At 47.5% G+C, this 12,368-nt stretch carries 10 protein-coding genes and 1 tRNA gene; 4 read left to right on the top strand and 7 right to left on the bottom strand.

The window, feature by feature from the left end; genetic code table 11:
• Positions 1-67: 67 nt before the first annotated feature.
• Both spoIVB and spo0A read left to right on the top strand, forming a co-directional pair.
• Positions 68-1,288 carry a SpoIVB peptidase gene (spoIVB, locus tag CD05_RS17030; protein ID WP_051588760.1) on the top strand — a complete coding sequence of 407 codons (1,221 nt, stop codon included), beginning with the start codon at positions 68-70 and terminating at the stop codon, positions 1,286-1,288.
• Between the two features lie 230 nt (positions 1,289-1,518).
• On the top strand, positions 1,519-2,304 hold the full coding sequence (gene spo0A / locus CD05_RS0101635) for a sporulation transcription factor Spo0A (RefSeq protein WP_028509023.1): 786 nt from the start codon (positions 1,519-1,521) through the stop codon (positions 2,302-2,304).
• Between the two features lie 82 nt (positions 2,305-2,386).
• Here spo0A and CD05_RS0101630 read toward each other — a convergent pair whose 3' ends face one another.
• Positions 2,387-3,574: a hypothetical protein gene (locus CD05_RS0101630; RefSeq protein WP_028509022.1), complete on the bottom strand. Its 1,188-nt coding sequence runs from the start codon at positions 3,572-3,574 to the stop codon at positions 2,387-2,389.
• A 248-nt stretch (positions 3,575-3,822) separates the two neighbouring features.
• Between CD05_RS0101630 and CD05_RS0101625 the strand changes: the two genes are divergently transcribed.
• Both CD05_RS0101625 and CD05_RS0101620 read left to right on the top strand, forming a co-directional pair.
• Positions 3,823-3,899, top strand: a tRNA-Pro gene (locus CD05_RS0101625).
• Positions 3,900-4,057: 158 nt separating this feature from the next.
• Positions 4,058-4,393: a hypothetical protein gene (locus CD05_RS0101620; protein WP_028509021.1), complete on the top strand. Its 336-nt coding sequence runs from the start codon at positions 4,058-4,060 to the stop codon at positions 4,391-4,393.
• A gap of 234 nt (positions 4,394-4,627) precedes the next feature.
• Here the strand turns inward: CD05_RS0101620 and CD05_RS0101615 are convergent, their stop codons facing one another.
• The 6 genes from CD05_RS0101615 to CD05_RS0101590 form a co-directional block, all read right to left on the bottom strand.
• Positions 4,628-4,993, bottom strand: coding sequence for a YccF domain-containing protein (locus CD05_RS0101615; protein ID WP_028509020.1), 366 nt, complete (start codon positions 4,991-4,993; stop codon positions 4,628-4,630).
• Positions 4,994-5,120: 127 nt separating this feature from the next.
• Positions 5,121-6,602, bottom strand: coding sequence for a GGDEF domain-containing protein (locus CD05_RS0101610; protein WP_028509019.1), 1,482 nt, complete (start codon positions 6,600-6,602; stop codon positions 5,121-5,123).
• A gap of 27 nt (positions 6,603-6,629) precedes the next feature.
• Positions 6,630-9,593 carry a GGDEF domain-containing phosphodiesterase gene (locus CD05_RS19360; protein ID WP_051588759.1) on the bottom strand — a complete coding sequence of 988 codons (2,964 nt, stop codon included), beginning with the start codon at positions 9,591-9,593 and terminating at the stop codon, positions 6,630-6,632.
• A 186-nt stretch (positions 9,594-9,779) separates the two neighbouring features.
• Positions 9,780-10,457, bottom strand: a complete 678-nt coding sequence (locus tag CD05_RS0101600) for a hypothetical protein (RefSeq protein WP_028509018.1) — start codon at positions 10,455-10,457, stop codon at positions 9,780-9,782.
• A gap of 100 nt (positions 10,458-10,557) precedes the next feature.
• Positions 10,558-11,559: a GGGtGRT protein gene (locus tag CD05_RS0101595; protein ID WP_028509017.1), complete on the bottom strand. Its 1,002-nt coding sequence runs from the start codon at positions 11,557-11,559 to the stop codon at positions 10,558-10,560.
• 14 nt (positions 11,560-11,573) lie between these two features.
• The gene (locus tag CD05_RS0101590) at positions 11,574-12,266 is read right to left on the bottom strand and encodes a nitrogen fixation protein NifU (protein ID WP_028509016.1); all 693 of its coding nucleotides are present in this window, start codon (positions 12,264-12,266) and stop codon (positions 11,574-11,576) included.
• Positions 12,267-12,368 lie beyond the last annotated feature (102 nt).

The following is a 12,368-nucleotide window of genomic DNA, read 5'->3' as shown; positions in this document are numbered from 1 at the left end:
TCTGTATTAAATCTTCAAAAAAGCCAAAAATAAAAATGAGTTCAATTCAGAAAGGACGTAATCAAAAATGAAGAGATTTTTCAAACGCTCGGCTGTTTTCTTAGGGGCTGCGGCACTTTCGGTGCTGGGGCTGACGGGGTATTATTCCTCTGCGCTGCCTGACAGCATATACACATCAGGGCCGCCGGCGTTACAGACGTTTTTTGACATAACAGCCGACGGTCAGGGCAGCTATCAGGCAATAACCGGGGCTGACTCCTCACGCACCTATACGCTAAAGCTCTTTGGCACGGTGCCGATAAAGGACATTCAGGCAAGCACGAAAGCCAGGCCTATGCTCGTACCCTGCGGTGAGCCGTTCGGGATAAGGCTCATCACTGACGGAGTGCTGGTGATAGACCTGCAGGCAGACGGCGGCTTTGACGGGGATATGTCCTGCCCGGCGGCGAGGTGCGGCATACGCATAGGCGACATTATCACAAGCGTTGACGGGCAGTGCGTTTCTTCTAACGACGACATCTCAGGCATAGTCGAGCAAAGCGGCGGCGAGCCTGTAAGCGTAACGGTAAAGCGCATGGGCAAGGTCATGAACATGACGCTCACCCCGGAGCTGGCAGGCGGAAAGTACCGTGCAGGAATGTGGGTGCGTGACTCATCGGCAGGCATAGGCACACTGACCTTTTACGATGAGCAGTGCGGCGGCTTCGGAGGGTTAGGCCACCCGATATGCGATGCCGACACAAGGCAGCCGCTGCCGCTTTCCGAGGGAAATGTAGGCGAGGTCGAGATAACCGGCTATGAAAAGAGCGTTGAAGGCGACCCCGGCGAGCTCAAAGGGCATTTCTGCTCATCGGCGGCGGCAGGCACGCTTTCGCTGAACACAGGGTGTGGGGTATTCGGCAGGCTTTTCTCATCGCCGTCTGAGCATGGGGCGGTGCCGCTTGGCTACAAGCAGGAGGCGCACGAAGGGGAAGCATATATCTACACCACTCTTGACAACGGCGAGCCGCAGAAATACGGCATCGAGATAGAAAGCGTTGATCTGTCAGACGATGCCGAGCACTCGATGATAATAAAGATAACCGACGACGAGCTGACAGACAAGACCGGCGGCATAGTTCAGGGCATGAGCGGCAGCCCGATAATACAGGACGGCAGGCTGATAGGCGCTGTGACGCACGTCTTCACAGAAGACCCCACGAGGGGCTATGCGGTATTTGCAGAGAAGATGTATATAACAATGAAGCAGAGCGCAGACATCGGAGAGCAGGCAGCAGACGGCAGATAAAAGGTCTTCTGTTGTCGAAAACGACGGACTATAGTCATATATTTGAGAATTATCTCAGTTTGTTATATTATTAGCATTATTATGGTGTATTATGCATAAATATAGGATAATTTTGTTGTGAAAAATCCCGAAAAGTTATTGATTTTTGATTTGTGGTATGATATGATAGTTATTGTAAGGAAAAAACGTGCGCACACATTACAATACAATTGACAACGGAGGAAAACACAATGACAGGTAAGATAAAGATACTCATAGGTGACGATTCGGCTCAGTACGGGGTGGCAACTGCCTCGGCGCTCAGGAGCATGGGATTTTTCGTGATAACGAGAAGCAAGGACGGCGGCAAGATATTCGATGCGATAAAAAACGAGCAGCCGGACGCTGTGATATGCGATGCCGTACTGCCGTCGGTAGATGCTATTGAAATGATAAGGCGCTCTCAGGCGCTTGACAAAAAGCCGCTGTTCATCATCACGAGCAGCTACGAGAATGCCTTTATCGAGCAGCAGGTGATGAATGCCGGGGCAGCGTACTTCATGCTGCGCCCCTTTGATGTGAACATCTTAGGCGAGAGGATAAAGGCGCTTTTAGAGATAGATTCGGACATATCCACAGGCATGAGTGCGACCTCACACAGGCCGCTCGACCAGACCTCGCTTGAAATAATCGTCACTGACATAATACATCAGATAGGCGTGCCTGCGCACATCAAGGGTTATCACTATCTGCGTGAGGCGATAATCAGCTCGGTCAACGACAGGGAGATGCTTGAAAGTGTCACAAAGATACTCTACCCGACCGTTGCAAAGAAATTCTCGACCACCAGCTCCCGTGTTGAGCGTGCTATCCGTCATGCTATCGAGATAGCGTGGGACAGAGGCGACATCGACACGCTGAATTCTTTCTTCGGCTACACCGTAAACACGGGCAAGGGCAAGCCGACAAACAGCGAGTTCATAGCGCTTATTACGGATAAGATAAGTTTGAAGTATAGGGCGAAGGTTTCGGCGTGAATTGAATTTGGGCATAAAAAAGTCCCCCTGCGGAGTGCAGGGGGATATATGCTTTTATCATGTTTTATTCTCTGTCAGCAGATCATGATACCTTTTCAAATATCCAGAGCTGAGTCTTTTCATTCTTTGTGAATGTGTAGCTCCATATATTTGAGCCGACCTTCTGAGAACCAGCGCTGCCATATGCATCAAGAACCACCTTAGTATTAGCTGCATTTCTGATATAGAACTTGTTATCCTTCTGAGCTTCGATCATAAACTCCTGAGTTTTATCATTAGCAACAAATGTATAAAGGTTAGCATTTGTCTTGGAAACTATATCATCAGCATACAGATTAAGAACTACCTTCTTATTATCCTTAAGTGTGAAATACCATGCATTGGTTTTTGCATTATAGTGTGCTACCCACAGGCTTGAAGAAGCGTTCTTTTTAACAAACTGAACATTTGTCTTCTTGGAAGTACCGTTGCTCTTAGTACCTATATATAGCTTACTATTGGAAGCTGCTGTGCGTATTCTATAAGTACCGCCGTCCTTAAGAACTGTGCTGTGGATGGTAGTTTTTATGAAGTCGTCCATAATATCAGCAATGCCTTTAAGGTTTTTAGTACCAACATCTCCGGTCTTTTTAAAGCCTACAATATTGCAAACCTTATAACCCGAGAGCTTTGTCTGACCTGTTCCGCCCGGATCAGCGATCTTGATATCGCCGTCTTTGGTTTTGCTTATCGGGCAAACATAGTGATTGCACTTGCCGTCTTTCCTGCAAGATACACCTACCAAGAGATAATAACCCTTATCAAGATAATTACCGACAGCTTTGATAGCATCAGCCTTTTTCTTGCTTGCTACATTTACAGTATTCTTATAAACGAGCTTAGGATAAGCCTTTGTCACCTTATTCCATGAAATGCAGCTGTTTTTATCAAAAGCGCCTGCCTTCTGAAGGTCTGTAAGGCACTTTCCAGGGTCAAAATTATCCTCTGTGCGCAGACCGGCCTTAACAACATTCATAGCGATAGAAGTAACAGCACAGCCATAGCCTGCAAGTGTACTGTTCTTATCACTCGGTGTGATGAGCCTTGACTTCCACTTATCATCTGTTTGTCTCCATGAAGTATACTTTGCCACCTTTGCCTCGGCTGTTATTGCCGAATCAGAGAATAATGAGATATTACTGTCTGTTGGCAAAACAGCAGCACTGCTTACAACAGAAGCCATTACCATAAACATAGCAACGATCCTCTTGCATCTGCTTGTCTTTTTCATAACAACACTTCCTATTGTATAATATATTAACAGCATACAACTATGCTATTATGATATAATAATATCACCAATCCATCACAAAGTCAATACCATTTTGTATATTTCGTAATAATATGACAATATTATATCTGATTTTTGTAGCATTTTGCAACAGCCATAATTTTCCTCTATATCTTTTTTTCAAAAAAACATTGACAAGCGCGGAAAAATATGATATAATAATTTGGTGATGAAATCTAACAGCACATCGAGGTGTGGCTCAGTTTGGTAGAGCGCTGCGTTCGGGACGCAGAGGCCGCAGGTTCAAGTCCTGTCACCTCGACCAGAAACGCCCTTACAGCTTATGGGCTGCGCTGATATAGAAGTTTTATGCCATAGTACTTCTGATCCAAAGTCAGAAGTACTATGGCGTTTCTATTGACAGACCTTCAATACTGTGTTATAATTGTTACTGACAAAAATCGGAATTAAAAGGAGTATTCTATGGATAAAGATAAAGTGAGAGTCATTAAAATAAGTAAAGAAGCGCTGTTTGAATTTATTTATGAAAATTTTATTGCAAAACAAGATGAGTATTTAGATGTTGATAAGACTGAAGTATCAAATTATTTTGATATTGATTATGAGAATGGACATTTTATTTTCTGCGCAATAAAATTTGAAGATGAGGATGGAAATTTTCTTTCTATGCCTGCTGAGATCAACTTACAAAAACTAATGAAAATTATTCCGGATACAACAGATTCAATGCTGTCTCCTACCTCAAAATATTATAAGGAATACTCTAAAGACGAATTAGCTGAATTGTCAAAATTATGATTTATCTTAACACCCGAATAAAAAATGCCCCGAATCACGATAAAGTGCTTCGGGGCAAAACTTCAATATGGGTATCCGTCATATGCTGTAAGGGTTTAGTTAATAGTGAATAGCGAATAGTGAAATGATCAAAAGTGCTCCTTGTGGAGAGACTGAGCATTATTCACTATTTTTTTATTGCCACAAAAAGCACCCGCAATAAGCGAGTGCCTTGTGACTGTTATGTACCTCATATCATGCGTTTTCTACCACCGCACCGAACGGCGCAAGGGAGAGCTTGGCGAGCTTGAAAAACTGCATTCCGAAGGGTATGCCAACGACAGTTATGCACAGCAGACAGCCGAGGAAAAAGTTGCCGAGCGCAAGCTCTAAGCCTGAGAAAAAGAACCACAGTATGTTTACAAGAAACGACCCTGCACCGCCCTCGTATCTGACCTCCTTGCCAAATGGAGCGAACGACATTCCGGATAGCTTGATGCACTGTATGCCAATGGGTATGCCGACTATAGTTATGCACCAGAACAGCCCGGCGCAAAGCCAGCCCAGCCCGCTTAATAAGCCGCCGCAGACAAGCCACAGCAGATCACCTAAAAAGCTCATATCAAAAAGCCCCTTTCTGTTATCTTTAAGTACTGTTATATTATACCACACACAGGCTGCAGCAGTCAATAGATGTGATGCAAAAAGGCACTCATGTCTTTTTCTGACAAAAGTGCCTTGAATTCTTCTATCTGTAGCTTCCGTATTTGTTCTTGAAAGCCATTTTGTCGTTGTACATCGCCTTGTCGGCACGCCTGAAGACCAGTTCTGCGGTCGAATCGTCAGAGGCCTTTTCTGCCATGCCGAGTGCGGCTGAGTATCTGCACCACGGGTCGGCATCTGTGCGGCTGTAGCTCTCTGCAAAGCCGGCTTTGAGCTTGTCAAATATCTCCCTGCGGTCGTTATAGTCTGCGCCCTGGAGTATCACCACGAACTCATCGCCGCCTATCCTGTATACGGGCGAATGCTTGAAAGCCTCGCAGGCCATGCGGCAGCTGCCGATGATGTACTGGTCGCCTGCCTTGTGGCCGTAGTCGTCGTTTACCTGTTTTAAGTGATTAAGGTCTATCATGACAAGTGCAAATTCCGCACTGCCGTCATTTATCGCAGCATTGAGCTCGTCTACCTTCTTGATGTATGCGCTCTTGTTGCCGACACTTGTCAGTGCGTCCTTGTAGGTCTGCTCGCTTAAGCGGCCTATCTGCCTATCCTTGTCCTCGATGTCACGCTCGGCCTTCTGCTTGTCTTCCATGAGCACCGACATATCGTTTAAGTAGTCGATTATGTTTATCTGCATGGAGCGTATGCCCTGGTATATCTCGTTTATCTCGTCGTGGCTCTTTATCTTAAGCTCGATAACACCTGCTTCCTCGTAGCTCATGTGCTCTGAGGGGGTGAAGTGCTTCATCTCGGCTGTTATCTTGTCAAGCGGCCCTACGACAACTAAATTGATAAACAGCACCGACCCTGCAAGCACCGTCACGGAAAACAACAGCGACCCGATGATGATGCTTATGAGCATGGTGTATCTTTCATTCATCACATCGTCCATGTCGTAGTCACAGCCGACAATGGCCACGCAGTCGCCGTTTTTGTCATGAACAGGCTTGAAATCAGAGCACAGCCAGCCCCACACGCCGTTGGATATAGTCGGCTCGGGCATATCTTCAATGTCATATCCGCAGAGCTCTGCCTCACGCTCCTCGATGTAACCGGTCTCATAGATCTCTCCTGTGTCGTCGGTTATAAGGTACATATCCTCTGTTGCGTCCTTGTCTGTGTCGGCAACTATGTATATATACTTCATATCGGATATGTTCCTGAGATACTTGGAGATATAGCCTCGTATCTCGGAAAACTTATCCCAAACGCCTTTTTCTTTGAGATAGTCCTCTATAGCCTGTTCGTCATCTTCCTCCTCCGCCTTTTCACGGAGCTGCTGGTATTCATCAGTTGCCAACACTTTGCCAAACTCCGCAAGGAAATCGCCGTCAACAAAGGAAGCGACATTCTTTGCATTGTTGGAAGCTGCCTGCTTGTAGTAGTCGTCTATGCTTTTCGCACTTGTTTTGTATGCTATCATCGACACTCCGAAAACGACTGTGAACGTTGCAAGGAAAACGAATATATACATCTTTATTCTTATAGAGAAAAAACGCTTTTTTCCCATTATCTCAATTCTCCTCTGAAGTGTCTTTTATCTTTGCTTGTATACTCCCACTATGAGCTTGTCAGCATTTCCCTCACGAACGAGTGCGGCCTTCAGCTCGACCGGTATCTGCTCACCGTCTATCAGAAGGTGATAGCTCAGTACGAACTGGCCGTTCTTTCTTATCGCTTCAAATATCTTTTCCTTGCTGAAGCTGCTGAAAAACCTCTCGTATTCATCGGGCAGCATAACTGTTTTACCGTCTGTCCTTGACTGCTCGAAGAAATCCTTGCCCTCCTTGGCAAAGCCGAGCGAGCTGTAGGCATTCGCAGCGTTGTACTCGATGTAATCTCCGCTGACGATATCAACAAAGTATATGCATATATAGTCGCCCGAGAGCGCCATTATGCGTGAGAATACCATCTCGTTGCGGTGTGCGTGTTCGAGCTTGAGCTTCTGCTTCATCTGCATGTCGATATTGCTGACACCTATTATTATATGCTTCGGGTCATGCGGCATACGCATACCCTTCATCTGCACATATAAGGGGTCGGCGGTCGAAACGAGCCTGTAGGTCGTCATAAACTGCCCCTGCTCGTCTATCATGCGCAGAACGTTTTCCTTTGTAAAGGCGTTTACAAAGCTCTCGCTGTCCTCACTGTGGATATACTTCACGGCGTCGATACGGCTCTGCTCGAAGAAGTTCTCGCCGTGTCTTTCAACTGCGAGCTCATCATAGCCTGCTGCCGAGGTATATTCTATAAATCTCTCAGTCTCGATATTCACATAGAAAAGGTTAAAGTAATCGGCTGCGAGAGCTCTTGCGATATTTGCATATGTGATGCCCTGCTCTGCGTTTGATACAGACAGAACTACCACAGCCGTCGCTGTCGTGCCGGTGACGGGGTTTACAGCAAGGCGGCGCATACACGAGTGAGCGAGCGAGCCGTCAGGCATAGTCTCATCAATATACAAAAGCCCGTCATACTGGCTGCTCTGCAAAAGCCCTTTCATAAAGGGTGAAGCGAGCGCACCGGGGGTGTTGAAAAACGGCTCCGGCTTGTCTGTGACCTTAAGCCCGAAATTGCGCAGCATAAAGTCTCTGTAGGTCTGGTTGGTGCGTGCAAAGCGCACCTGGCCATTATGTGTCTCTATTATACCCATAGGCAGGGTATTAAATATATTGTCGAATTCGCCCAGGTTCTCCTGCGTTATAACAGCAAGGTCGTGAAGATTAACACGGCCTATGGCCTCGTAATATGACGACTCATCGGGGTTCTCGAAGCCTATCTGCATACCCTTTGCGTATTTTTCAATTATCTTTTCAACTGGTATAGGCCTGTCAAAATAGAAGCCCTGCAGCTTAAGGCAGCCTGTTTCCTGCAAGAACTGCACCTGCTCTGCCGTCTCAACGCCCTCGCATATAGTGTCTATGCCGAGCGAGGTGGCCATTTTGAGAAGCTCTGTAAGAATGACCTTGGCGTTATTGCCCTCGTCAAACTGGCGCATAAAGTGCATATCGAACTTGATAAGGTCAAACCTGACACTTTGCAAAACATCGAGCGATGAATAGCCGCTTCCGAAGTCGTCCATCCACACAGCGAAGCCAAGCTCTCTGAAACGCTCGACCTGAGCCTTTATAAATTCAAAATCCTGCCCGAGAGTGCTCTCGGTTATCTCAATGGTCAGAAGGCTGCGGCTGATGCCTGCGTCATCGACACGGCGGCGTATCTCCTCCACCATATCGCAGCAGTCGAAATCCGAGCGTGAGAGGTTGACAGACTGGGGCATCAGGTTGAGCCCAGCCTCCTCAATAACTCTTATCTTTTTGAGCACACAGTCGACCACATAGAGGTCGAGCTTGTATATAAGATTATGCTCCTCCAGCACGGGTATAAAATCAGCAGGCGACATAAAGCCCTTAAGCGGGTCTATCCACCTTGCAAGAGCCTCCTCATCGCAGACCCTGCCGTTTACCGCACGCACTATCGGCTGGTAGTACACCTTTATCCAGCCCTCGGATATCGCACGGTCGAGGTTTGCTATGATATACTGCTGCTTTTCCTCAGCGTCCATCATAGACATATTATAAAAGCCGTAGCCGCTTGACAGGTTGTTTGTGAGCGTATCGCAGGCAAACTTCGCCCTGTCGCACGCTGTACTTGCAACTATGCCTTCATACCAGTGCAGAAACACACCAACATGGACAGGCAGAGAGCGCCCCTCGTTTATGGTCTTGCACTTCTCAAAGAGCCTTTCGAGCGTAGCTTCAAGGTCATCGCCTGTGGTTATTACAGCAAAATGGTCCTGCCCCAAGCGGCAGCAGTTCTCGTTGCCGAATTCAGCTGCTATCGTTCTTGCAAACGCCTGGAGCAGCTTGTCGCCCTCGGTGAAGCCGTGTTTATGGTTGAAATACTTCATTCCGGCAAAGTCCATATAAAGCAGCGCCGGGTGGCCGTCACGGCTAAGCATCTCGGTCTTTTTAGATGTTGCGAGCTCAAAGAAATACGTCATGCTCGGAAGGCCGGTAAGGTGGTCATACACAGTTGCACGCTGAAAGCTGTCGTCATGCAGGGCTTTATTAAGACTGCGGCTGAGCTGGCCGTCAGAGGACTCGTTCTCGTTATGCTTGCCCTCGTTTATATACCACACCTGTGCGAGCTTAACACCTGTATTTGTATAGAAATGCTCGCCCTGTGCGTGGATAATATTATAGCCGTCGCCGTCAGGTGATTTCGAGCGGTAGATAACGTCATACTTTCCGCCCTCTGTCGCAAATCTCACGGCAGCATCAGCTATACGGGCAGCGTCATCAGGGTGAACGTCCTTGTACATATCGTTATCCATATCATAGTACGCCTGCGCCTTATCTTCATAACCGAACATATCACGGAAGCCCCTTGACAGGAGAAGCGTCACCACCCTCTTATCAACGAACTGATAAAATGCAAAAGGTATTCCCGATGATTCCATCATTATTATCTCTGCATCGGTAAACCTGAAATTTTCCATTACTCTTCACCTCACATGAATGTGATATTCAAAAATTTTTACACAACAATACTATTATATAAATTATAACAGAAAAATTAATAATTGTCAATCGCATTGTAAAAAATATAGCAATATCACACAAAAATTGTGCAATATTGCCTATATCAAAACTATAAGGTGGTTATAATAGATTCCCATATCCTGTCATTCCTGCGGCCTTTTCGAGCCGCACTCGCAGCAGAAACGGCCTGTATTGGTCACACAGCCGCAGCAGCGGCAGCACCAGCAGCCGGGGGCAGGCTCTTTGGGCTCGGCTTTGGGGGTGTTGTCTATGTCTTTGAACAGCATAAGGCCTCGCATATCCGGCGCAGGGGGCGTGGGGGCAGCTTCCTCGATGACCTCGGCATTGTCTATCCCCTTTTCGAGGATATCGACAAACTCCTTTATCACATCGCCTCTGCCCTGCTGCCTGACAGCCTGAGCGTTTATATTGACGGGGGTCTTTTTATAGCCGCCTGTGGGTGTGTCGTCATAATAAAGTGTGAGCCCCTCGCTCTGAGAATAATCAAACACCACATACTCCTGCCTGTATTCAAGCTCGCCCCAGGCAGGCATATTCTCACGCTCTGCGAGAGAGTTTATCAAAGCCAGGATATCCGCAGCCGCCCTGTAGGTGCTCTGTGTTTCGTTTTGAAGCGACTGTTTACGGCGAAGGGTGATGAGCTGCCCCTCATCATCTGCATCGACGCTGATATAGTAGAGGGCGTTTGAGTTATACATCATCCCACTGGAGCTTGCGCTGTAGGAGCAGCCGACAAGATTGCCGTGTGGCACAGTCTTTTCATTAAGCTCTTCTATAGTCGGATAATTCTTCTCAGGCATGGCTATCACTCCTTTTTTATGTATTATACCACAAGACATAACAAAAAGCAACAGAGCGCACAGCTTTCGCCATACGCTCTGGAATAATCATTATCAGGAATTAGCCCTTCATAGCCTCTTCAACAGCAACTGCGCAAGCAACTGTTGCACCGACCATGGGGTTGTTGCCCATACCGATAAGACCCATCATCTCAACGTGAGCCGGAACGGAGGAAGAACCTGCGAACTGTGCATCGGAGTGCATTCTGCCCATAGTATCTGTCATACCGTAGGAAGCAGGGCCTGCTGCCATGTTATCGGGGTGGAGAGTTCTGCCTGTACCGCCGCCGGAAGCAACTGAGAAGTACTTCTTGCCAGCGTCTGTTCTCTCCTTCTTATATGTACCTGCAACGGGGTGCTGGAAACGTGTCGGGTTTGTGGAGTTACCTGTGATAGAAACGTCAACGTTCTCCTTCCACATGATAGCAACGCCCTCTGTAACATCGTTAGCGCCGTAGCAGTTAACCTTGGCGCGGAGGCCGTCAGAGTAAGCCTTGCGGAATACTTCCTTTACCTCGCCTGTGTGGTAATCCATCTCTGTCTCAACATATGTAAAGCCGTTGATACGAGCGATTATCTGAGCTGCGTCCTTACCAAGACCGTTAAGGATAACTCTAAGGGGCTTCTGACGAACCTTGTTAGCCTTCTCAGCGATACCTATAGCGCCCTCAGCAGCAGCGAATGACTCGTGGCCTGCAAGGAATGCGAAGCACTCTGTCTCCTCCTCGAGGAGCATCTTGCCGAGGTTACCGTGGCCAAGGCCGACCTTACGCTGGTCAGCAACAGAGCCGGGGATGCAGAATGCCTGAAGACCCTCGCCAATTGCAGCAGCAGCCTCAGAAGCCTTTGTGCAGCCCTTCTTTATAGCGATAGCGCAGCCTACTGTGTAAGCCCACTTAGCGTTCTCGAAGCAGATAGGCTGAATGCCCTCAACGAGCTTATAGATGTCAAGACCCTTAGCCTTGCAAACCTCAGCGCACTCTTCGATAGAGTTGATGCCGTATTCCTTTATAACAGCAAGTATCTGCTTTTCTCTTCTCTCGTAAGATTCAAATAATGCCATTTTCTAAGCCCTCCTTATTCCTTTCTCGGGTCAACGAGCTTAACAGCATCGCCGACTCTGCCGTACTGACCCTGAGCCTTCTCAAATGCAGTATTTGCATCGTCGCCAGCCTTGATGAAGTCCATCATCTTGCCGAAGTTTACGAACTTATAGCCGATGATCTCGTTATCCTCATTAAGAGCGAGCTTTGTAACATAGCCGTCTGTCATCTCGAGGTAGCGGGGACCCTTAGCGAGTGTACCGTACATTGTACCTACCTGGGAACGGAGACCCTTACCGAGATCCTCAAGGCCTGCGCCTACTACAAGGCCGCCCTCGGAGAATGCAGACTGTGAACGGCCGTACACGATCTGGAGGAAGAGCTCTCTCATAGCTGTATTGATAGCATCACATACAAGGTCTGTATTGAGTGCTTCAAGAATTGTTCTGCCGGGGAGTATCTCGGAAGCCATAGCAGCCGAATGTGTCATACCCGAGCAGCCGATAGTCTCAACGAGTGCCTCCTGTATAACGCCCTCCTTAACATTAAGTGTGAGCTTGCAGGTACCCTGCTGGGGAGCACACCAGCCAATACCATGTGTAAAACCGGAGATATCCTTGATCTCCTTAGCCTTGACCCACTTTGCTTCTTCCGGGATCGGAGCAGCACCGTGAGCTGCGCCCTGTGCGATAGGACACATCGTTTCTACTTCGTGCGAATAGATCATTACAAAAAACTCCTTTCGTTTTTGGAAATCCATAAATAAAGCCGATAGTTTCTGCGCCGATCTTCGCAAAACATACCAGCTCTCAACAGCTACCCCGAGGCA

It is taken from the genome of Ruminococcus sp. NK3A76 (genome assembly GCF_000686125.1).
Lineage (GTDB): Bacteria > Bacillota > Clostridia > Oscillospirales > Ruminococcaceae > NK3A76.
This window is presented reverse-complemented; position numbering and strand designations above follow the sequence as displayed.

What these genes read in the sequence shown, in the direction of transcription:
- spoIVB (WP_051588760.1), top strand. Translation starts at nt 68, where the DNA reads ATGAAGAGATTTTTCAAACGCTCGGCTGTTTTCTTAGGGGCTGCGGCA.
- spo0A (WP_028509023.1), top strand. Translation starts at nt 1,519, where the DNA reads ATGACAGGTAAGATAAAGATACTCATAGGTGACGATTCGGCTCAGTAC.
- CD05_RS0101630 (WP_028509022.1), bottom strand. Translation starts at nt 3,574, where the DNA reads ATGAAAAAGACAAGCAGATGCAAGAGGATCGTTGCTATGTTTATGGTA.
- CD05_RS0101620 (WP_028509021.1), top strand. Translation starts at nt 4,058, where the DNA reads ATGGATAAAGATAAAGTGAGAGTCATTAAAATAAGTAAAGAAGCGCTG.
- CD05_RS0101615 (WP_028509020.1), bottom strand. Translation starts at nt 4,993, where the DNA reads ATGAGCTTTTTAGGTGATCTGCTGTGGCTTGTCTGCGGCGGCTTATTA.
- CD05_RS0101610 (WP_028509019.1), bottom strand. Translation starts at nt 6,602, where the DNA reads ATGGGAAAAAAGCGTTTTTTCTCTATAAGAATAAAGATGTATATATTC.
- CD05_RS19360 (WP_051588759.1), bottom strand. Translation starts at nt 9,593, where the DNA reads ATGGAAAATTTCAGGTTTACCGATGCAGAGATAATAATGATGGAATCA.
- CD05_RS0101600 (WP_028509018.1), bottom strand. Translation starts at nt 10,457, where the DNA reads ATGCCTGAGAAGAATTATCCGACTATAGAAGAGCTTAATGAAAAGACT.
- CD05_RS0101595 (WP_028509017.1), bottom strand. Translation starts at nt 11,559, where the DNA reads ATGGCATTATTTGAATCTTACGAGAGAAGAGAAAAGCAGATACTTGCT.
- CD05_RS0101590 (WP_028509016.1), bottom strand. Translation starts at nt 12,266, where the DNA reads ATGATCTATTCGCACGAAGTAGAAACGATGTGTCCTATCGCACAGGGC.